We start from the raw sequence: 21775 nt of genomic DNA on the forward strand, positions 1-21775 counted from the left end.
CTTCTGAAATTTCGCACGCGCACTACGTATGAACGCCACGACCCAATCTATCCCACGCACTTTCAAGGCGGCTGTTGCTGTCGAACCGTCACGCACGGAAATTCAGACGTTCGAACGCCCGGCCATTACATCGTCCACCGGATTGCTTCGTGTTGCGATAACGGGCGTATGTGGCAGCGATGGCCCTTACTACAAGCAACTGCCGCAAAGCCGTGGGCCGTTGATCCTCGGGCATGAGACAGTCGGCCATATCGAGGAAGTCGGTGAGCTTGCCAGTGCGCGTTGGGGCCTCAAGGAAGGCGATTACGTCGCGCTCGAAGAATACGTTCCGTGCGGTCACTGCGAGTACTGCCTGTCGAACGAATTCCGCCTGTGCAATGCGACGGATTGGCGATTGAATGGTCTGCGTTACGGCGCAACCGGTTTGAAAACTGCGCCCTCGTTCTGGGGCGGCTTTAGTCAATACCAGTACCTGCAACTGAATACCGTATTTCACCGCGTGCCCTCGACTGTCGCGCCGAAACACGCAGCACTTGCGCTGCCGCTTGGCAACGGTATCGAATGGGCTTATTTACAGGGCGGCGCGGGTCCGGGCCAGGCCGTTGTCATTCAGGGACCTGGGCAACAAGGCTTGTCATGCGTCGTGGCGGCACGTGAAGCAGGCGCCGAGAAAATCATCGTCACGGGGCTTTCGACGCACACCGACCGCGAACGTCTTGCGCTGGCCAAGCGACTCGGCGCGGATCACACGATCGAGGTCGATCAGGAAGACGTGCTCGAACGTGTCGCGGATCTCACGGGCGGCTCGATGGCCGACCTCGTGATCGATTGTGCGTCCGGTGGTCCAGCAACTGTTGTTTCGGCAATCCAGCTTGCACGCAAGCGCGGAACGGTCGTGCTCGGCGGACAAAAGCGCGTGCCGATTCCCGAATTCAACAGCGACATGATCATCGCGCGCTTTCTCACGGTGAAGGGCATGCGTGGTCACAGCTATCAGTCGGTCGAACTCGCGTTGCAGCTCATCGCCGCGAACCGCCACGACGTCACGCAGATGAGCACGCACACATTCGGTCTCGATGAGACCGACCTCGCGCTGCGCACGTTGCAGGGCGACGGTGTCGACGGCGCGATTCACATGACGATCGATCCGTGGAAGTAAGCCATGCCTGACTACCCGACTCCATCCGAAGTGCGTTACAGGATCAAGACGCCGAATTCTTCGCCTCGTCGCATTCGTGTGATCGCGTTGACGGATAACGATCCCGAAGTTGCAAGCTGCCGTACGTATGCCGATGTCGAATTTGCAATGGCGAGCGATTTCGCCATGCTTTGGAAAGACTCCAATGCAAACGAGAGTCTCGATTCCGATGCGTTGAACAAGTGGCTCGGCACGCCCGATACCGTCGTGATTTCTGGCCGTGATGGTGACGACGCTCGCGCGATTGCCGTCGCGGCAAAAACGTATCGGATGAATGGCGTCACCGTATCCGTCGTGATCAGCCCTTCCGACCGCGAAACGAACAGCACGGCCGATACGTTGCGTCCGTACAGCACGATGATGGTTCTTCCGAAGAAGGACGGTTACCTCGGCGATCTGCTTTCTGCACTCGGCGCGTAGCAAGGAGACTATTTTGAAGCGCGACATCAATCGATGGTGGACGGTATTCGGCGGCGCGGTCTGTGTTTCCGTCGGCGCCGGTGTGTTGTCGGCATTTATGTTCGGGATGTTTATCAAGGCGATCGCCGCGGAGAATCACTGGAGCCGCGCGCAGGTTTCGCTCGGCTTGACCGTCTTCGAATTTTCGATGGGACCGGGCACCATTCTTCTCGGCTCGCTCATCGACAAAATGGGTGTGCGACGCCCTACGCTGCTATTTCTGATTCTGTTCGCCGCATCCACGGCGCTCGTGGGCGTGTTGCCGGCGTCGCCATTTATATTCGCGCTGGCATTCGTGGCGGTCGGTCTGTTCGCGCCCAGCACGAACGCATTGCCTTATGCGAAGGTAATCTGTGCCCGCTTCGATCGCCAGCGAGGCCTGGCGTTGGGGTTGATGGTCGGCGGTACGGCAGTGGGCGCGATGTTCATGCCGCACTATGCGGGTTACCTGCTGAAGCACTTCGGCTGGCGTGCCGGTTATTTCGGAGTCGCCGCGTTGATGGCAACGTTTTCCGTTCCCGCGCTCTACTTCCTCGTCAAAATGCCACCAGGCGTCGATGAAGAACTGGTGCGCAAAGCGCGTGAGGCGAAACGCGAACTGCCGTCGCTGTGGTCGCTATTCCTCGGCGATCAGACATTCCGTCTGCTGGGCCTTTCGATCTTCTGTGTGTCCGGCGTGCTGCTCGCCTTGCTTTCGCAGCTCGTGCCGATGATGACCGATCGCGGCGAAACGGTATCGGCCGCGGCAACGATGCTGTCGATTGCAGGCTTAACCTCGGCGCTCGGCCGTCTGTTCGCTGGCTGGTTGATGGATCGCGTTCATGCACCCTATTGCGCAGCGATGTCGTTCTCGCTGACGCTCGTTGGCGTGCTGATTCTCGCAACAGGCGCAACCGGTTACACAGCAATGATCGCCGCCGCGCTGATCGGCGTTTCAATCGGCGCGGAAGCAGACATCATTACGTTCATCGTAAGCCGCTACTTTGACCTGCGCCTGTTTGGGCGAGTGAGTGGTGCGATGTGGATGGCGTGGGGATGGGGGGCCGGCATCATGATCTTCGCATCTGGCCTATCGTTCGACCTCACGCACTCTTACAGGACCGCCCTCTGGACATTCTCCGGCTTTGTTTCGATCGCCGTCATCTCGATCATGCGACTCGGGCCATACGTTTATCCGGAACAACGTGATCCCAAGCGCACCACACTCGAGGCGAGCGCATCGGCGTGATTCGTGTCACAGCCTTCCCACTGTCGAAACAATAGCCGTCTACTTGTACGCAGGTCAGTTCTGAAGCGGCTTCGCCTGCGCGAGGCCGCCTTTAATGACCTGATTGCGTGGTGCCTCGCGCATCGGAACCGTAGGACGTTGCTACGTTCTTGCGCTGCTGGAGAACTGCCTGTGCTTGCTCCAGGTTCTCCGGATAGCTGTCATCAGCAACACCGGGGTTGTAGCCCGCCGCTTCCAGCTGTTCCAGTTCCGCAATCACCTGCGCCCGCGTGACGGGCTCAGCCGCATTCGACAACATCGGAACAAGAATGACAGCAGCGCAAACAGCATTGATCAGGAGTTTCATGGTCTTACCTCTTGGTTGTGAATATTGGATTTGTCAAATCAGTATACACCCATTTACAAGACAGATTGGGGAAACCACTAATTTACACATTACAAGAACCATAGCCCTCAAATTGGAACGCGCCAATTCTGAATTCGAGTAGGGAGTTCCAAATGTCGGAACGGAGAACTTGAGTAGAAATTGCAGTGCTTCGCTCGATGCGCGGATGCGTGAAGTACGCCGAATTCATCGAGTGCGCTGATTAAACACGGCACACGATCGGGCACGACGTACGTGCATCACACGAGAAGACAGATCTCTGAACGAGGTTGCTTTCGGGACTTTTTATTTCAAGAATGGAGACAGGATGATTACCCGACGTACCATATTGAAAGCCGGTTTTGGACTCGCATCGAGTGCGGCATTCGTGCCATTGCATGCCAGATCGGCCGAGGAAAATTCGCCAAATCTTGCACTGGCGACCTATGCCGGAACGGATCGCGCAGCCCGGATTCTCGCAGCGGCAAAAAAAGAAGGGCAAGTCAATTTCTACACGACGATCGCAAAGTCGGACCTCGAACCATTGCTCAAACCATTCGAGAAAAAGTATGGCGTCAAGGTCAATACATGGCGCGCAGGGGATGAGCAAGTTGTGCAACGTGCCGTTTCAGAAGCGCGAGCCGGCCGCTATATGCCCGACAACGTACATGTCGGTTCTTCATTCCTCGATAATCTGCGGCAAGAGAACCTGTTGCAGCCTGTCATATCGCCGATGTTTGCAGACCTGATTTCAGGATCGGTGCCGGACCATCACATGTGGGCATCGACACTGCTGTCTGTCTGGGTTCAGTCTTACAACACGAATACCATCAAGAAAGAAGATTTGCCTTCTTCCTTTGCCGATCTACTACTGCCGAAATGGAAAGGCAAGCTCGGTATCGAGTCTAAGAGTTCCGACTGGTTTGCAACTGTTTGCCAGCAGATGGGCAACGAAAAAGGCATCGCCTTCTTCAAGGAATTGATTGCCACGAATGGCGTATCCGTTCGCAACGGCAACTCCCTACTGAACAATATGGTTGCCTCAGGCGAAGTGCCGCTTGCACTCGAGACATACAACTACATGCCGATGCAGGCAAAGCGCAACAACGCTCCTATCGACTGGTTCCTGTTGCAGCCAGCGGTGGCGCGAGCGAATGGCATTGCCCTGTTCAAACACGCACCCCATCCTGCCGCGGGTATGTTGCTCTACGACTACATGCTCTCAATCGACGCGCAAAAAATTCTCGCGAGCATGGACTATGTGCCGACGCACCGGAATATCCCGTCACCTTTCCAGAACAGCCAGATAACGCCTGTCGATCCCGCGATGTCAGCGGCTGATCGCAATAAATGGAACGACCTCTTTAACCACCTGTTTCTGGCTTAAAGCTCACGTTGCGGCAATGAAAAGCTGCCCTGGTTCAGGGCAGCTTTTTCACTTTTCACCGGCTTGCGTGATGCTGCCGGATTGCGATGCGCCGTTGATGTCCGAACCGTACGCGGTATTAGCTGCGTTCTGTTGCGCGACGATAGCCTGTGCGTGCTTCAGGTTCCGCGGGTAGTCGCTTTCATCGGCCGGGTTGTAGCCTGCGTTTTCCAATTGAATCAATTCCGCGCGGACCTGCGCGTGCGTAAGCGGCTGAGCAGCATGCGACAGCACCGGAGCGACAAGAGCAACTGCAAGGGCGATATTGATGAGCGATTTCATATGAGCTTCTGTAGTGGTTCGTGGGCGGCGCACCGAGGCAACCCATGGAAAGCATTATACGGGTTTTTACCTACTTTGTCGTTACTTATAAAAGAAAGTTGTTCCTATATGAGGAACGAATTCCAAGACCTGTTGCACGGGTTGCGATAACCGAGATCAATCTCAAGTCTGCACGCCACGCAAAAAAGCCCTGCCAGAAGTGGTCAGGGCTTCATCCAGAGCGGTCGCCGCCGTCGCTTTCTACCAAACAGGCGGTGCAACGGTGGTGCCTGGAGCGCCGGAATACAGCGTCCAGTGTCTCGCTATGTTTGACGTCTTACGCAAATTGCGCAGTGGTGGAACCAGATATCGGACCCTTCGCAATTGGGTTCTGCGAAGAGGTGTACCGTTCACTCACATGCAAGGTATCGCCGCCAGCGAGCGACGCACCATCGCTCGCATCGAGCCTGAAATTCGCCACCAGTTGCTGTAGCAATGCGGACTGCTCGCGCACGTTCTGAGCCGCCGCCGATGCCTGTTCGACCAGCGCCGCGTTGTGCTGCGTAACCTCGTCGATCTGGACGATTGCCTGGTTTACCTGAACGATGCCGGTGTGCTGCTCGTCGGAAGCAGCGGCGATTTCGCCCATCAATGCAGTTACGCGCCGCACCGCGTGCACGACTTCTCCGATCGTGCCACCCGCTTCACCCACTTGCCGCGACCCGGTATCCACGCGTCCGACGGATTGCCCGATCAGCTCCTTGATTTCCCGAGCCGCGCTCGCGCTGCGCTGTGCGAGGCTGCGCACCTCCGAGGCAACCACCGCGAATCCGCGCCCCTGCTCGCCCGCGCGCGCGGCCTCTACCGCAGCGTTCAGCGCCAGAATGTTGGTTTGAAAAGCGATGCCGTCGATCACGCCGATGATCTGCTCGACACGCTCCGAGCTGCTGGCGATGCCCTCCATCGTTGTTACGACGTCGCGCATCACGTCGCCGCCGCGCTGAGCGATATCCGCAGCGCTGTTCGCGAGCGTGTTGCCTTGCCGCGCGTTTTCGGCGTTCTGCTTCACGGTTGCGGTCAATTGCTCCATGCTCGCGGCCGTCTCTTCGAGCGAGGCCGCCTGCTCCTCGGTGCGCTGGCTGAGATCCGTGTTGCCCATCGCGATTTGCGCAGCGCCCGTCGCGACGCTCTCGCTACTCGCGCGCACCTGCGTCACGATATCGACGAGCCGTTCATTCATGTGCCGCAATGCGCCCAGCAATTGACTGAGTTCGTCCCTGCCGCGAACTTCGATATGGGAAGTCAGGTCGCCGCGTGCAACCGTCGCGGCGATGGTGACGGCCCGATCGATGGGCACGGTGATCGAACGCGTAATCGCGTAGGCGACCGCGATGCTCAGCACAATCGCCACCACGATCGCCGCTATCGCCAGTCGCAGTGCAAAGCGATACTCGTCGTTAGCTCGCGCGCTCGCCTGTGTTGCACCTTTACGGTTGAACTCCACGTGAGCGTCGACATTGTGGGCATACTCGCGATAGTCACGCGACGATTCAGCGGCCAGCGTGCGCACGGCGGCGAAATCGCTGTCGCCGGCCGTGGCGAGTTTCACCAGCTTGTCGTCGATCTTCTGATACTCGGCCCAGCCCGCGCGATCATGTTCTAGGAGTTCGCGTTCGGCGGGCGAATCGATCAGCTTGTCGTAGTCCGCGAATGCGCGGGTTATCTTCGACAACGCGTGGTTGCGCTCGCTAACCGCGTCCTGCTTGCCTTGCGGATTAACCTCCAGCACCACGCGCAGCGTCGCACGGCGCGCCGAATCCGTCGCCGAGCGCAGATCGCCCAGCACCTGGACACCCGGCAACCAGTTTCGCGCGAGATCCTGCGTACCCGCCTCGATTCGCGACGCCTGATACAACGCGATGGCGCAGGTCGCGCACAGCACGATCAACACAACGGCAAAACCCGTCAATAGTCGGGCGCCGACTTTCAGATTGCCTAGCGCAAGCATCGCATTTTGGTTGTTATACCCAGGCGCACCGTATCAACTGAATGCAGCGCAGCGGGTGGATTTGCAGGAAAGGCGTCGGTATCCAACCGGCACCGACGCGGCTGAAACTTCAGAAGGCGTTTGCCTTTGCCTCGCGGGCTACGCAACCAACGTGTACTGTGCGCTTCGAGTGTGGGATCGACACGCACTGAGCCGCGAACGCATCAACGATCGGAGAGACTTCTTCGGATTTCAGCGCGCGGGTATTGCCAAGCGCCTGAATGGTGGTCTTCAGCGGATGATGAAGCATGGCGATGTTGTCTCCGTGGGCCGTCGCTTGCATGTCGCGGCCTCGTTCTTGAATGGTTCACCTGCGGTCGTCGAAGCGTTCCGCGGCTTTTCTAACGATCCCTGCAGCGCATCTACATGCAAGATAACGCCATGACTCAAACGTTCTTATATACGGACCGTCGATCCTTAATTGTGAACACACGATAACACCTGCTCTTGAAAGGTGTCAACGCTTGAGGAACGTTGGTGCCAACCCTGTCCATAACGCAACGGGGAAATGTCGGCTTTATAGGACTATCGAGCGGTGTGTTGGGTACTTCTGCTGGTTGCGTGGGATTAACCAGACTTGATGCAAGCCACGAGAACCGGGCTAGACGATGGTTTGAACCCCGCCTGCACGCGGCAGTGAGGCTAAAGGCTTCTACAACCGTTATCGGTGAGAGATTGCCGTCAAATTTGCCATAGGGCACTCGGCATTGGCAAACTCGGCGGCATTGAGCATGCCGAGCCCGCAAAACCAAAGCGGCAGACCACGAGGCCTGCCGCCGTTCTACTACTCGTAGCGTTTGCCATCCTCCAACAATTCCGGCGTACCAATCACCGCATTCAAACGGTCGAAATCAAGCATGCGCTCGCGCCATCCGACAGTCGACCCCGACGCATGCAGCCCGGCATAGTAGCCCTGCAGCGTATGAGCAACCGCGCGTGCCGTACCGCCCGGAAAGATGACGATCCCGAACCCGAGCGCGCCCAGTTCCCGCGCGCTTTGTACCGGCGTCTTGCCGCCCTCGACCATGTTGGCTAGCAACGGTGCGCGGCCGGCAAAACGGCTGCACGCGGCCGACATCTGCTCGACGGACCGCAGCGCCTCGATAAAGAGTGCATCGGCGCCGGCCTCCAGGTAGCGTTCCGCGCGCTCGAGCGCAGCCTCCAGCCCTTCGACAGCCACCGCGTCGGTGCGCGCAAGGATCAGCGTATTCGCGTCGTGCCGCGCATCGACGGCCGCGCGCACCTTGCCCACCATTTCGGTCGTGCTGACCACCGTCTTGCCGTCGAGGTGTCCGCAACGCTTCGGAAACGCCTGGTCTTCGAGCTGAATCATCGCCGCGCCCGCGCGCTCGAAACCGCGCACCGTGCGCTTGACGTTGAGCGCATTGCCGAAGCCCGTATCGGCATCGACGATGACCGGCAATTCGACGCGCTCGGTAATGCGCGCGAGCGTGTCCTCGACTTCGGAATAAGTGGTCAGGCCCACGTCGGAACGGCCGAGTCGCGTATAGGCGATCGACGCGCCGGAAAGGTAGAGTGCGTCGAATCCCGCTTGCGCGGCGATCAGCGCGGAAAGCGCGTCATAGACGCCGGGCGCGAGCAGAACCCCTTCCGCGAGCCGCGCCTTCAGTGTCGGCGATGTCGTCATGCAGTTGTCTCCGGTCCCATATAAAAGATGGTTGCTAATTGATCGCCAAGGTACGTTGCGAAATCACCGTATGCGCCGCAATGTGACCGCCCGCGACCGCCGACAGCAGACCGTTGCCGGACAGATAGCCCCACACGGCGTTGCCCGACACACCGCGTGCGGCACCACCCGCCGCCAGCAGATTCGGCAGCGCTGTGCCGTCCTCGCGCAGCACGCGGCACTGTGCGTCGATGTCGAGACCGCCCTGCGTATGAAACAGCGCACCGGTGACCTTGATCGCGTACCACGGCGCGGCAAGCGAGCGCGTGAAGCGACGGCCATCCGGCGCGGTAACGTCGGGCGCGATCCCGTCGAGCGTGCCGCGCAGCGTCGCCGCATCGCAGCCGATCAGCGCGGCCAGCGCGTCGATGTCAGTCGCGGTCTTGATCGCGCCGGCGGACTCGGCTTCACAAAAGTCCGGGAACGTGCGCGCGAGCGCGAGCGTCTGCGCATCGAACACGGTCCAGGCAATCCCATCGGGTTGCGCGAGCACATGTACCGCCGCTTCCGAATATCCGTGCGTCTCGTCATGAAAGCGGCGGCCCGTGCGATTGATCTGCACACCGCCATCCATGATGACCGCCCACGTGATCAGGATGCCGTGCGGGCTCGCCCACGAGCCGTGCCCCTGGTAGCCGCCCAGATCCGCTTGCGCCGCGCCGAGCTGGCGGCCCCATAGCAGCGCACTGCCGTCGTTGCCTTCATGGCCGCCGTAGACGGCCTCGGCCATCTCCGGCAGCAAGGCCGCGCGCAACTCGGGGCTGCCACCGAAGCCATTGCACGCGAGCAGCACGGTGTCGCACCGCAGATATTCCATCACGCCATCGGGCCGCTCGCCGCCCACCGCGACGATGCGCTGGTTCTCGTCGACCCACAGTTCGCGCGCCAGCATGCGCGTCAGAATCGCGGCATCGGTTGCCGCGACCGCGCGTTCCAGCGCGGCCATCAGCGCGGCGCCGGTGCGCTCGGGCAGGCTATGCATGCGGCGCGCGGTATGACCGGGGTACAGGAAGCCGTCGAGAATTTCGAACGCGAGACCGTGGCGCGCAAGTGCGTCGATCGCCGCGCCCGACGCTTCGCTATAGGCGCGCACCAGGTGCGCCGCCGCCGTGCCCTCGGTCTTGCCGAATATGTCGGCGGCAAAGCGCTCGGGGCTGTCGTCGATACCCGCAGCGCGCTGCGCCGCACTGCCCGCCGCCGGAATAAAGCCGGAAGACAGCGCGGTCGAGCCGCTCGGCACTGCGTCGCGTTCGAGCAGTACGCAATCGATGCCCGCGTCCTGCAGCGCGAGCGCGGCGGTCAGCCCGCACGCGCCCGCGCCGACGATCACCACGCTGACGTGCGGCGCGTCATCGGCCGGCGGCAGCCCATGTTTGACGATCGGCGCGCTCATGATGCGAGCCGGCCCGCGAAGGCCTCGCAGGACATCACGTCGGCAACGCTGCGCAAGTCGGTCAGCGCGGCATCATGCGCGGCCTCCGTTGGCGCCGCGCAACCATCCGCGAGCACCAGCACGCGATAGTCGCGCATATGCGCATCGCGCACCGTACTGGCCACGCCGCCATTGGTGACGATCCCGCAGATGGCCACCGTATCGATGCCGGCGCGGCGCAGCAGCCAGTCGAGCTGGGTATTGAAGAACGCCGAGTAAGCGACCTTCGATACCGACGCATCGGCGTAACAGGCCAGCTCCGGAACGGTCGCATGGCCCGGCGAGCCGGCCACGAAATCGCCGCGCGCGAGGAACGGGCGCAACTGCTTCAGATGCGGCGAGATCATCGGCTCGCCATGCGCGTCGGGCCACAACGTGAACTGGCTGGTCGCGACGTAGCCGCCGCGCGCCTTCAGTTCACGGGCAAGCGGCGCGATGCGCGCAGGCAGCGCGCGCGCCGCGGGCGCGACCGCGCCGCCACGGTCGTACGCGCCGCCCGCGCCGATGAAGTCATGTTGCAGATCGACGATCACGAGCGCGGTGCGCCGCGTGTCGACAAAGAGGTCATGTGCGCTCATCGCGGGTTCCTCAGCAAGCGTCGCGGGTGATCAGCAGATTACCGAGCGCATCCACGCGCGCGGAGAATCCCGGCTCCAGCCAGATCGTCGTGTCCGATTGTTCGAGAATGGCCGGACCGCTTACGCGCGCATCGACCGGCAGCGCAAGCCGCTCGTAGCGCGTCGCCTGCCACCACTGTCCGGCGTGATAGACCTGCTGCGTGCCGAGCGGCGCCGGCATCTCGCGCGTCTGCGGCGCGAGCACCGCGAGATCGAACTTCGGACGCACGCCGATGCGTGCATAGCGCAGATTCATGATGCGGACCGGAATGCCGTCGAGCGTGCGGCCGAACGCGTCACGGTAGACGCTCTCGAACGCGCGCGCGATACCCGTGCGATCGAGCGCGTCGCGCACCACCGGCACACGCACGGTATGGCTTTGCCCCACGTACAGCATGTCGAGTTCGATCGCCTCGCGCACCGCGTCGAAGCGCACGCCCGCCGAGTCGAGACGCTGCTGGCACGCTTGCGCCATCGTATCGACGCGCGCGCGCAGATCGTCGATGTCGAGCGCGGCGAGCGGCTGGTTCAGCGTCTGCACGCTGTCGTGGCGCATGTCCGCGATCACGCAGCCGAGCGCCGAGGTCACGCCCGGATAGCGCGGCACGATGCCGGTGGTCGTGCCGACTTCGCGCATCATCGCGCACACGTGCAGCGCGCCGCCGCCGCCGAACGGCATATAGGCGAACTGGCGCGGATCGTGCCCGCGTTCGATCGACACGAGACGAATCGCGCCGGCCATGCGCGCGTTGGCCACCGTCAGAATCGCCTCGGCCGCCGCGAACGGATCGAGCCCGAGCGGCGCGGCCACGTGCTCGCGAATGGCCTCGGCGGCACGCTGCGTATCGAGCTTCGCGAGCAGGCCGCCACCGAGCGGACGGTCCGCGGCGATGCGGCCAAGCAGCACGTTCGCATCGGTGACGGTCGGGCGCGTATTGCCACGTCCGTAGCACGCGGGGCCCGGATTGCTGCCCGCCGATTCGGGGCCGACCTGCAGCAGCCCGCCCGCATCGACCGACGCGATCGAGCCGCCGCCGGCGCCGATGGTCTCGATCTGGATCATCGGCGAGCGCACCACCATGCCGAAGTCGATCGAAGTCTGCGCCGACAACGACGCTTCGCCGCCCGACACCAGCGACACGTCGAACGACGTGCCGCCCATATCGCCCGTCACGACGTTCGGAAAGCCCGCGGCGCGCGCGATCGCCGCGCAGGCGATCACGCCGGCCGCGGGTCCCGACAGCGCGGTGCGCACCGGCACGTCGCTCGCGGTCTGGCGGGACATGATGCCGCCGTTGCTCTGCACGACCAGCAGTTCGCCACCAAAGCCCTGTGCCTGCAGATCGCGTTCGAGGCGCGCGAGATAGCTGCCGACCACTGGCTGCAGCGCGGCGTTCAGCGTGGCCGTCGAGCAGCGTTCGAATTCGCGGATCTCGGGCAGCACTTCGGTGGCCGCCGTGACGTTCGCGTTCGGCCACAGCGCGCGTACGGCCGCGACCGCGCGCTGTTCATTCAGCGGATTGGCGTAGGCGTTCACGAAGAACACACAGACCGCTTCGCAGTCGGCATCGAGCAGCGCCTGCGCGGCCGCGCGCACCTGCTGCAGATCGACGTCGGTATGCATAGTGCCGTCGGCCAGCACCCGTTCATCGACCTCGATGCGCAGATTGCGCGGCACGACCGGCGTGAAGTCGCCGCGCAGTCCCCACGTGGCGGGACGGTCGCGGCGGCGCATTTCGAGCACGTCGCGAAAGCCCGCGGTGGTGATGATGCCGGTGCGCGCGATCTTGCGTTCGAGCAGCGCATTGGTGCCGACCGTGGTGCCATGCACGATCGTCGCGATGGCGCTGGCACCACGCGCGCCGCTACCTGCGCCCGCGTTCGTATCGCCGGCCACGCGTTCGATCCCGTGCATGAAGCCGCGCGCTTCCTCGCCGCGCGTCGACGGCACCTTGACGATGCGCGCCTGTCCGGCCGCTTCGTCGAGCACGAACAGATCGGTGAAAGTACCGCCGACATCCACACCGACGACGAGCGGCGCCGCATTATTCGCCGTGCCGTTGACCGCTTTGATCTCTGTACTCATGCCTGTTGCTCCTTGCTGCGCGGGGTGCTATCCGCACCACGGTCCGCGTTGTCCGGCTGGGTCACGTAGCCCATCGCGCGATCGTGCCGGCGGGCCGCTTCGCTGCGCCGTGCCGGATCGCCGTAACCGCCGCCGCCAGGTGTTTCGAGGCGCACGCGCTCGCCGCGCGCGAGCCGGATGCCGAGCATCTTCGACGCCATCGGCGGCGTATGCCATTCGCCCTCGTGCTGATAGCGGAACACGTTGGGCACCGAGGTGCCGCCGCCCGCGATGCCCTGCGGCGCGGAACGGCCCCGTTCACCGAACACGAACGCTTCGGCGTTTTCTTCAAGCAGCTCGATCTCGTAGATCGCACCGAGGCCGCCGCGATGCTCGCCGTCGCCAGCCGAGTCGGGGCGCAGCGCCCATTGCGTGAAGCGCACCGGATACGCGGCTTCGAGAATTTCCAGCGGCGGAATCGTCGCGGTCGAGATCGGCGCGTTACCGTGTGACAGACCATCGCCATCCGAATGACCGCCGTGGCCACCGCCGAAGAAGCTGAACATCACCCAGCGCTGCCCTTCGCGCCCCGGATCGCTGCGATAGCCGGCGATCGACAGTGCGTTGATCGTGCCGTACGCCTGCGCCATCGCACGCTCGGGCGCGGCCTGTGCCATCGCGCAGAAGATCACGTCGATCATGCGCAGGATCGTCTCGGTGTAGCCGCCCACCGGACGTGGCCGCTGCGCCGAGATCAGCAGGCCGTCGGGCAACGCGAAGTCGACCGCGTCGAGCACACCCGCGTTGGCCGGCACGTCCGGAAACAGATGTTTGAGCGCGACATAGCACGCGGCAATCGCGGTGGCGCGCGAGATGTTGACGGGCCCCCGGCACGCGGGCGACGTACCGGCGAAGTCGAGCGTCAGCGTGTCGCCGGCCACTCGCATCGACAGCGCGATGGTCAGCGGTTCGTCGCGCACGCCGTCGTTATCGAGCGTGTCGCGGTACGTGTATTCGCCATCGGGCAGCGCCGCGATATGCGCGCGCATCAGCTTCACCGCGCGCTCGCGCAGCAGCCCGAGCGCGTCCTGCACGGTCGCGTCGCCGTATTCGTCGAGCAGATCGGTGAGCCGCCGCGCGCCGAGTTCGAGCGCGGCGAGCTGGCCGTTCAGATCGCCCCACAGGCTGTCGGGCAAGCGCGTATTGGCCTTCAGGATCGCGAGCACGTCGGCTTCGAGTTCGCCGCCGCGTACGATGCGCACCGGCGGAATCTGCACCGCTTCCTGCCAGCACTCGGTCGCGGCCGGGTTGTAGTTGCCCGGCACCGCGCCGCCCACGTCGTGCCAGTGCGCGGCCGACGCGAGAAAGCAATACAGCTTGCCGTCGCGAAACACCGGGCGCACGAGCTTGAAATCGTTCGCGTGCGTGCCGCCGTCGTACGGATCGTTGAACAGCCACACGTCGCCGTCGCGCATGCCGCCGCGCTCGGCCGCCGCATGCGCGGCCGCCTGCACCGCGAACGCCATCGCGCCGACGAACACGGGCAGGCCGGATTTGCCCTGCACCAGCGTCGCGCCGCTCGCGGCGTCATAGATGCCGTGGCAGGCGTCGTGTGCCTCGGCGATGATCGGATTGAACGCGCTGCGATACAGCGTCGCGTCCATTTCGTCGGCGATCTGTTCAAGCCGGCCTTTCAGGACCGCCAGCGTGACGGGGTCTAGCATGAGGAAGCTCCGTGGTTGAGCGGATAGCGCTGTTTGAGCAGATTCAGCAGCCCGCCCGCGTCGGCCATGTCGAGAAGAAATCCCGGCACGCTTTCGCAGACGAGCCGGCTGCCGTCGGCGCGTTCGATATAGCCTTCGCGTGGCGCAAGCGCGAGCGATTCGCCCTCGGCAATGCGCTGCGCGTCGGCGCAGGTGAGCAGCAACAGCCCGACATTGAAGGCGTTGCGGAAATACAGACCGCTGAACGACGGCGCGATCACCGCGCGTACGCCCAGATGCACGAGCGCGGCGGCGGCCTGCTCGCGCGACGAGCCGATGCCGAAGTTCGCGCCGGCCACCAGCACGTCGCCCGCGCGCACACCGGCGGCGAATTCCGGACGCACGCGTTGCAGGCAATGACGCGCAATGTCATCGATACCGAACTTCATGTACGCGCCCGGCGCGAGCGCATCGGTGTCGATGTCGGCGCCGACACACCACGCGCGATGGCGCGGCGGAACGTGTTGCCTATCCGGCGAGGAAGAAGATGGGACTGCGATGGTCATGGTCTCAGGCAAGCAGGTCGCGCGGATCGGCGATGCGCCCGGTGAGCGCGGCGGCGGCGACGGAATAGGGAGAGCCCAGATACACCTGAGCCGTTTCGGCGCCCATGCGCCCTTTGAAATTGCGTGCCGTGCTCGACAGCACCGTCGCGCCCTCGGGAATCGAGCCGCCATAGCCCGCGCACGCGCCGCACGAATTGGCCAACACCTGCGCGCCCGCGTCGCGCAGCACGTCCATCACGCCTTCGCGCGCCGCCTGTGCCTCGTCGCGCGCCGAAGCGGGCGCCACCACGAAGCGCAGGCCGTCGGCCACGCGGTGTCCCTTCAGCACGCGCGCGGCGGCGCGCAGATCCTCCAGCTTTGCGCCGGTGCACGCACCCAGATAGGCGACCTGTACGGCCACGCCGTCGAATGCATCGATCGACTGCGTATTCGCGGGGCTATGCGGCGCGGCGATCTGCGGCGCGAGCGTGCGCGCGTCGAACTCGTGCAGTTCGGCGGCGGCGTCCGCGTCGCCGTGCCAGCGCGTCACGTCGCGCTCGCCGCTCGCGTCACTGATGCCGACCGAACGCAGATACTCGACCGTCAACGCATCGGGCGCAACGAGGCCGACCTGCGCGCCGAGTTCGGCGCTCATGTTCGACAACGTCATGCGTTCCTGCATCGACAGCGCGCGCACGGCCTCGCCGCAAAACTCGACGGCCTGGTAGCGGCCGCCGTTCATGCCGAAGCGGCCGATCATGTGCAGCATCATGTCCTTCGCGGTCACGCCGTCGGCGAGTTGCCCGTGCCAGCACATCTGGATCGTCTCGGGCACCTTCACCCAGATTTCGCCCGACACCGCGACGCCGAGCATTTCCGTCGCGCCGATGCCGAACATGTATGCGCCCAACGCGCCGCCAGTGGGCGAGTGCGAATCGCCGCCGACGCAGAACATGCCCGGACGCAGATGGCCATGCTCGGGCAACACGACGTGGCAGATACCCACCGAGTCGTAGACGTTCGGCAGCGCCTGCTGCGCGGCCCAGTCGCGCGCGATGCGCACGATACGGCGCGATTCGTCGTCTTGAGCCGGCACGTAGTGATCGAGCACCAGCACGATCTTCGACTTGTCCCACAGCGTCGCGCCGAGCGTCTCCAGCATCGGCTGCAGGCGGCGCGGGCCGCTCGAATCATGGAACATCGCCAGATCGACGCGGCAGGTGACGATTTCGCCAACAGCGACCGTGTCGCGGCCGCACGCGGCGGCCAGCAGTTTTTGTGTCAGCGTTTGTGCAACGGACATCGATTACATCCCCAGATAGGCGCGGCGCAATTCGTCGCTCGCGAGCAGTTCGGCGCAGGTGCCGCCGTGGCGGATCGCGCCGTTTTCCAGCACGTAGCCGCGCTGGCCGGTTTCGAGCGACTGGCCGACGTTCTGCTCGACGAGCAGGATCGACAGCCCGTCGCGTTGCAGCCGCGCGATCAGCGCGAACAGTTCCTCGACCATCAGCGGCGACAGACCGAGCGACGGTTCGTCGAGAATCAGCAGGCGCGGTTCGGCCATCAGACCGCGGCCGATCGCGAGCATCTGCTGTTCGCCGCCGGACATCGTGCCGGCCGGCTGCGCGATACGTTCGCGCAGGCGTGGAAACAGGTCGAGCACGCGTTCGAGGTTGCGCTCGCGCGCGGCACTTGCCCGCGCGAAGGCGCCGAGCGCGAGGTTTTCGCGCACGCTCAGGTTCGGGAAGATGCGCCGTCCTTCCGGTACGTGAATCAGACCCGCCTGCACGACCTCGCGATAGTGGCGTCCGGTGAGTTCGCGGCCGTCAAAGCGCACGTGGCCGCTCCATGCCGGCACGATCCCGGACAGCGTGTTGTTCAGCGTGGTCTTGCCCGCGCCGTTGCTGCCGAGCAGCACGACGATCTCGCCTTCGTCGACTTGCAGGTCGACGCCGCGCAGCACCTCGACGCGGCCATAGCCGGTGCGCAACCCTTCGACTTCGAGCAGCATGCTCATGGCGCACCTCCAACGCGCGCGGCGCCGGGCGCCATGTTTGTTGCGGTCGCATGCGCCGCGAGCCGCTGAGCGGTGCCATGGCCCAGATACGCTTCCACCACGGCCGGATCGGCGGTGACTTCGCGCGGCGCGCCCGCCGCGATCAGGCGGCCTTGCGCCAGCACCCACACATGCTCGGCAAGGCTCATCACCGCGCGCATCACATGCTCGATCATCAGCACGGTGACACCGCTCGCCGCGATCTCGCGCACCACCGGAATCATTTCGTCGATCTCGCTCGGATTGAGGCCGGCCAGCACTTCGTCGAGCAGCAGCAGACGCGGACGCGTCGCGAGCGCACGCGCGAGTTCGAGACGCTTGCGTCCGGCCACTGTCAGATCGGCAGCAGGTTTATCGAGTTGTGCATGCAGATGGACGCGCTCAGCGATCGCTTCCGCTTCGCGCAGCGCCGCGCGCCGCTCGCGCAGATGCAGATGCGCGCCGACTGCGATGTTCTCGCGCACTGTTTGCGCGCCGAACGGCTGCACGATCTGGAACGTGCGCGTGAGCCCCTGGCGCGCCGTCAGATGCGGCGCCTGACCGGTGATGTCGCGGCCGAGGAATTCGACGCGGCCCGCGGTGGGCCGGAGAAAACCGGATAGCAAGCCGAACAGCGTCGTCTTGCCCGCGCCGTTCGGACCGACCAGCGCGCCGAGCATGCCCGGCCTGATCGCGAGATCGACGTCCTGCACGGCCTTCAGGCCGCCGAATGTGACGGACAGCCCTTCGGCTTTCAATAGTGGCTCAGACACGGGCCTTCTCCTTCGCGGTGACGGACCGGGTAGCCGGATCCTCGGGCTCGTCGCGCCGGCCGGCAAAGATCCGCCGCACCGACGCGCCCGCGCCCGACAGACCGCGCGGCAGGAACATCACGATCACGACGAGCACCGCGCCGTAAATCACCATCGACAGACCGGGCAGTTCGCCGAACAGATTGCGCGTCGCTTCGCCGAGCAGATAGAGCACCGCGGCACCGAGCACCGGCCCCCACAACGTGCCGAGTCCGCCGACGATCGCGCCGACCAGCGCCTCGACCGAGATCGTCGCGCCGAACGCGATATCCGCGTCGATGTACTGGAACATCTGCACATAGCACGCGCCCGCCGCGCTCATGAAGAGCCCCGATAGCGCGATCGCGCCGAGCTTCACGCGCAGCGGGTCCACGCCTACCGCGCGCGCCGCGTGTTCGTTATCGCGGATCGCCTGAAGCCACGCGCCGTAGCGCGAGTGACGCAGCCAGGCGGTAACGGCGAGCGCGGCCGTCACGAACACCAGCAGCACGAGCGCATAGCCGCGCGGCGACGCGAATTGCAGATTGCCGAGGCGCTGATGCAGCGGCACCATCAAGCCGACGCCGGCGCCGGTGAACGACAGCGATACCGCGAGGATGCGAAACACTTCCGCGAACGCCAGCGTGACGAGCGCGAAATAGGAACCCTTGAGGCCGTAGCGGAATGTGATTGCGCCCATCGCGAGCGCCGTCACGACGCCGACCAATAGCGCGAACGGTATCGCGAGCCATGGATTCCAGCCCCACTGCAACTGCGCGATCGCTTGCGCATAGGCACCGACGCCGAAAAACAGCGCATGGCCGAACGACAACTGACCGCCGTAGCCGCCGAGAATGTTCCAGGCCTGCGACAGCAGCACCGAGTACAGCGTCATCATCACGAACGTCAGCGCGACGCCGGATTGCAGCATGAACAGCGCGGCCGTGACGACGACGGCGAACAGAACGATTGAACGAAGATCGCGCATCGCTTACGCCCTCGCGCCGAATAGGCCCTGCGGACGCAGGAGCACCACGATGATGAACAGCGCGAAGATGCCCATCTGTCCGAGCGAATCGCCGAGCCACAAACCGCCGAGCGACTCGACCACGCCGATCAGCAGACCGCCGAGCAACGCGCCGACGAAGCTGCCCATGCCGCCGAGCACGACGATCGTGAAAGCGATCAGCACGAAGCCATTGCCGACCTGCGGATTCACGTAGTAGGTCGGCAGCAGGAAGCACGCGGCCGCGCCCACGCAGGCCATGCCGATACCAAACGAGATCGCGTACACGCGCTCCACGTCGATGCCCATCAGCTTCGCGCCGTGCTTCTCGCGCGCCACCGCGCGGATCGCGCGGCCGAGACGGGTTGCGCGCATGATCCAGAACAGCAGCGCGGAGACGGCCAACGCGCCGCCGAGTGCGATCAGCTTGGGCACCGCGAGCATCACCGGACCGATATTGACGGTGGCGAGCGTGTAAGGCGTGTCGATCGTGTGCGTGTCCGAATGGAACACCACGAGCGCCAGGTTCTCCAGCACGATCGCGATGCCGAGCGTGACGAGCAGGATGTTCTCGTCCTTGCCGTGACTCGCGCGCTCGATCACGCAGCGCTGCAATGCATAGCCGAGCGCAAACATGCCGAGCGTGACGAACGGCAATGCCACATACGGGTCGATGCCGAGCTTCTCCCTGGCGAGCCAGACCGCGTAGAGCGCGACCATCAACGCTGCGCCGTGCGCGAAGTTGATGATGTGCAGCACGCCATACACGAGCGTGAGGCCGAGCGCGATCAACGCGTACACAGCACCTGTCGTCAGGCCGTTCAGCACGGCGGACAGCAGAATGACCGGGTCCAGCATGACCTCAGGCCTTCAGCGGAAAGACCGGCGCGACCTGCCGGTAGGTATCGGGCAGGATCACCTTGATATCGTTGCCGGACACCTGCGTGAGCAGCGGCTGCGCGCCGGTGTTCTGACCGTTGCTGAAGTGGGTCGGACCGTAGGGCATGAAATGGTTGCTGAACGTGCTCGCGGCGAGTGCCGCGGTGATCGCCGCGCGATCGGTCGAATGCGCGCGTTCGATCGCGTCGGCGAGCAGCATCATCGACGTGTAGGTCATGAAGACCTCGTAGCTGAAGAAGGCGCCCTTCGCATCGACGCGTTGCTTGAGCGGCGCGACGCGTGGATCTTTCGGATTGAACCAGTGATTGCAATCGATGATGCCGTCGGCGATATCCGGAAACTCCTTCAGAAACTTGTAGCTCGACGCCGCGCCGCCGAGTACCGAATAGATCGCTTTCGGGCGAACCTGCTGCTGCTTCATCGCGCGCAGCAGCAGCGCGTATTCGTTGTAGTAGTTCGCGGGAATCACGATATCGGGATTCACCGAGCGCATGCGCAGCACGATGTTGTTGAAGTCGCGTGTCGGGTTCGCGTGCTTGACCACTTCCTTGACTTCGAAGCCGTGCGCCGGCAGTTCCTTTTGCAGCAGTTGCGCGGTACCGGTGCCGAACAGCGATTCCTCGTGCACGATCATCACCGTCTTCGCAGGCTTGCCGGCGGCGGTATTGAGCGCGGCCAGACCCTCGACCGCCGCAGCCGAACAGATCCGGTAGCCCGGTCCGAAGCGGAACGTATTCGTGAGTCCGCGCTCGACGATCTGGTCGGCGACGCCGACATCGACCACATGCGGCAGCCCGTATTTCGCGGCGGTTTGTGTGGTCGCGAGACAGATGGCCGACGCATACGCGCCGAGCACCGCCGATACCCCCGCTTCGTTCATCCGCTCGACCTCGGCGGAGCCCGCTTCGGGACGCGATTGCGCGTCGCCGAGAACGGCCTCGATCGGCGCGCCGCCCAGCGACTTGATACCGCCCGCCGCGTTGATGTCCTCGATCGCGAGCAACGCGCCCAGCCGGCACTGCTGACCGGAATAGGCGAGCGCGCCGGTGACGGGATGCAGCACGCCGATACGTACGGGCTTGCCGGCGGCGCGCGCCGTCAGCGAGACACCCGAGGCGGTCATAACGGCGAGTGCAGTGGACTGGCGCAGGAACGCGCGACGCGAATTCATGGGCGATTCTCCAGGCGGGATCAAGAGGATTTCGTGGCCAGCTCATCGCTGACCGATACTTTGGCGTCGATGCCACCGACGCGTGAAAGCTGCATCTGATACTGATAGCGGTCCGGCCGGTAGAGGCCCTGCAGCAGTTGCACCGGGCGCTCGTTGACGTCGCGCACGAGCCGCGTGACGGCCAGCAGCGCGGAACCTACCGCGACTTCCAGATGCCGCGCGACCACCGCATCGGCAAGCCGCGCGCTGATGGTTTGCGTCGCCGCACCCAGTTCGACGCCGGCTTCTTCGAGCAGCACCAGCATCGGTTTGCGTTCGAGATCCTTGCGCGTGATCTGCGCGAGGCCTTCCGGCACGTGCGTCGTGATGTAGGAGATCGGCCCGGTCTGCGCGCTGCGTACGCGAATGCACTTGAGAACGGACGCACCGGAATCGAGCGCGAGTGCTTCCGCAATCGCCTCGGTTGCATTCACCACGGTGCTGTCGATCACGTGGACACGCGTGCGCAGACCCATCGTGACGATATTGCCGAGCAGGCCGTTCAGATGCGCCTTTTCGCGCGATATGCGGCTGCCCTTGCCGTCGCCGGTGGAGCGTCCCTGCTGCAACGGCCATGTGCCGAGACCCGGGCGGCGCACGATCAGGCCGTCGGCAACCAGCATTTCCATCGACTTGCGAATCGTGATGCGGCCGACACCGAACTGCTCGGCCAGTTGATGCTCACCAGGCACGCCATCGCGATCGAAACGTCCCTCCTGCAACTGTTCACGCAGGACGAGGTAGATCTGGTGATACTTCGGCAGGGGCAAGGACATATCCATGGCGACGATTCTCGAAGTG

The 21775-nt window shown here is 63.9% G+C and carries 21 protein-coding genes; 4 read left to right on the forward strand and 17 right to left on the reverse strand.

Going from position 1 to position 21775, the window contains the following annotated elements:
• The first annotated feature begins 28 nt into the window (after window positions 1–28).
• The 3 genes from L0U82_RS30210 (at window position 29) to L0U82_RS30220 (ending at window position 2885) form a co-directional block, all read left to right on the forward strand.
• The gene (locus L0U82_RS30210; RefSeq protein WP_233836815.1) at window positions 29–1159 is read left to right on the forward strand and encodes a zinc-dependent alcohol dehydrogenase; all 1131 of its coding nucleotides are present in this window, start codon (window positions 29–31) and stop codon (window positions 1157–1159) included.
• Window positions 1160–1324: 165 nt separating this feature from the next.
• Window positions 1325–1618 carry a hypothetical protein gene (locus tag L0U82_RS30215; protein WP_233836816.1) on the forward strand — a complete coding sequence of 98 codons (294 nt, stop codon included), beginning with the start codon at window positions 1325–1327 and terminating at the stop codon, window positions 1616–1618.
• Between the two features lie 82 nt (window positions 1619–1700).
• Window positions 1701–2885: an MFS transporter gene (locus tag L0U82_RS30220; RefSeq protein ID WP_326489780.1), complete on the forward strand. Its 1185-nt coding sequence runs from the start codon at window positions 1701–1703 to the stop codon at window positions 2883–2885.
• Window positions 2886–2976: 91 nt separating this feature from the next.
• Here the strand turns inward: L0U82_RS30220 and L0U82_RS30225 are convergent, their stop codons facing one another.
• Window positions 2977–3231: a DUF4148 domain-containing protein gene (locus L0U82_RS30225; RefSeq protein ID WP_233836817.1), complete on the reverse strand. Its 255-nt coding sequence runs from the start codon at window positions 3229–3231 to the stop codon at window positions 2977–2979.
• Window positions 3232–3577: 346 nt separating this feature from the next.
• Between L0U82_RS30225 and L0U82_RS30230 the strand changes: the two genes are divergently transcribed.
• Window positions 3578–4636: an ABC transporter substrate-binding protein gene (locus L0U82_RS30230; protein WP_233836818.1), complete on the forward strand. Its 1059-nt coding sequence runs from the start codon at window positions 3578–3580 to the stop codon at window positions 4634–4636.
• A 48-nt stretch (window positions 4637–4684) separates the two neighbouring features.
• Here the strand turns inward: L0U82_RS30230 and L0U82_RS30235 are convergent, their stop codons facing one another.
• The 16 genes from L0U82_RS30235 to L0U82_RS30315 form a co-directional block, all read right to left on the reverse strand.
• On the reverse strand, window positions 4685–4957 hold the full coding sequence (locus L0U82_RS30235) for a DUF4148 domain-containing protein (RefSeq protein ID WP_233836820.1): 273 nt from the start codon (window positions 4955–4957) through the stop codon (window positions 4685–4687).
• Window positions 4958–5273: 316 nt separating this feature from the next.
• Window positions 5274–6944 (reverse strand): methyl-accepting chemotaxis protein, encoded by a 1671-nt coding sequence (locus L0U82_RS39935; protein ID WP_326489767.1) that lies wholly within the window; start codon window positions 6942–6944, stop codon window positions 5274–5276.
• 109 nt (window positions 6945–7053) lie between these two features.
• Window positions 7054–7266 carry a hypothetical protein gene (locus L0U82_RS30250; protein WP_233836822.1) on the reverse strand — a complete coding sequence of 71 codons (213 nt, stop codon included), beginning with the start codon at window positions 7264–7266 and terminating at the stop codon, window positions 7054–7056.
• A gap of 501 nt (window positions 7267–7767) precedes the next feature.
• Window positions 7768–8631 carry an isocitrate lyase/PEP mutase family protein gene (locus L0U82_RS30255; protein WP_233836824.1) on the reverse strand — a complete coding sequence of 288 codons (864 nt, stop codon included), beginning with the start codon at window positions 8629–8631 and terminating at the stop codon, window positions 7768–7770.
• 34 nt (window positions 8632–8665) lie between these two features.
• Entirely contained in the window at window positions 8666–10063 is a 1398-nt protein-coding gene (locus L0U82_RS30260) for an FAD-dependent oxidoreductase (RefSeq protein WP_233836826.1), read from the reverse strand.
• Window positions 10060–10680 carry a cysteine hydrolase family protein gene (locus tag L0U82_RS30265; RefSeq protein WP_233836828.1) on the reverse strand — a complete coding sequence of 207 codons (621 nt, stop codon included), beginning with the start codon at window positions 10678–10680 and terminating at the stop codon, window positions 10060–10062. The genes L0U82_RS30260 and L0U82_RS30265 overlap by 4 nt, the downstream gene beginning before the upstream one ends.
• Window positions 10681–10690: 10 nt before the next feature.
• Complete coding sequence (locus L0U82_RS30270) at window positions 10691–12805, reverse strand: hydantoinase/oxoprolinase family protein (protein ID WP_233836829.1); 2115 nt, start codon at window positions 12803–12805, stop codon at window positions 10691–10693.
• Window positions 12802–14508, reverse strand: coding sequence for a hydantoinase B/oxoprolinase family protein (locus tag L0U82_RS30275; protein ID WP_233836830.1), 1707 nt, complete (start codon window positions 14506–14508; stop codon window positions 12802–12804). The genes L0U82_RS30270 and L0U82_RS30275 overlap by 4 nt, the downstream gene beginning before the upstream one ends.
• Window positions 14502–15053 (reverse strand): LeuD/DmdB family oxidoreductase small subunit, encoded by a 552-nt coding sequence (locus tag L0U82_RS30280; protein ID WP_233836831.1) that lies wholly within the window; start codon window positions 15051–15053, stop codon window positions 14502–14504. Before L0U82_RS30280 ends, L0U82_RS30275 begins: the two co-directional genes overlap by 7 nt.
• A 4-nt stretch (window positions 15054–15057) precedes the next feature.
• Window positions 15058–16335 (reverse strand): 3-isopropylmalate dehydratase large subunit, encoded by a 1278-nt coding sequence (locus tag L0U82_RS30285; protein WP_233836832.1) that lies wholly within the window; start codon window positions 16333–16335, stop codon window positions 15058–15060.
• Between the two features lie 3 nt (window positions 16336–16338).
• Window positions 16339–17049, reverse strand: coding sequence for an ABC transporter ATP-binding protein (locus L0U82_RS30290; protein ID WP_233836833.1), 711 nt, complete (start codon window positions 17047–17049; stop codon window positions 16339–16341).
• Complete coding sequence (locus L0U82_RS30295; protein ID WP_233836834.1) at window positions 17046–17840, reverse strand: ABC transporter ATP-binding protein; 795 nt, start codon at window positions 17838–17840, stop codon at window positions 17046–17048. The genes L0U82_RS30290 and L0U82_RS30295 overlap by 4 nt, the downstream gene beginning before the upstream one ends.
• Window positions 17833–18846: a branched-chain amino acid ABC transporter permease gene (locus tag L0U82_RS30300; protein ID WP_233836836.1), complete on the reverse strand. Its 1014-nt coding sequence runs from the start codon at window positions 18844–18846 to the stop codon at window positions 17833–17835. The genes L0U82_RS30295 and L0U82_RS30300 overlap by 8 nt, the downstream gene beginning before the upstream one ends.
• Window positions 18847–18849: 3 nt before the next feature.
• Window positions 18850–19722: a branched-chain amino acid ABC transporter permease gene (locus tag L0U82_RS30305; RefSeq protein WP_233836838.1), complete on the reverse strand. Its 873-nt coding sequence runs from the start codon at window positions 19720–19722 to the stop codon at window positions 18850–18852.
• A 4-nt stretch (window positions 19723–19726) separates the two neighbouring features.
• The gene (locus L0U82_RS30310; protein WP_233836840.1) at window positions 19727–20935 is read right to left on the reverse strand and encodes an ABC transporter substrate-binding protein; all 1209 of its coding nucleotides are present in this window, start codon (window positions 20933–20935) and stop codon (window positions 19727–19729) included.
• A gap of 20 nt (window positions 20936–20955) precedes the next feature.
• Window positions 20956–21756: a GntR family transcriptional regulator gene (locus L0U82_RS30315; RefSeq protein WP_233836842.1), complete on the reverse strand. Its 801-nt coding sequence runs from the start codon at window positions 21754–21756 to the stop codon at window positions 20956–20958.
• Between the last annotated feature and the right edge of the window lie 19 nt (window positions 21757–21775).

The sequence above is a fragment of the Paraburkholderia sp. ZP32-5 genome (assembly GCF_021390495.1).
Lineage (GTDB): Bacteria > Pseudomonadota > Gammaproteobacteria > Burkholderiales > Burkholderiaceae > Paraburkholderia.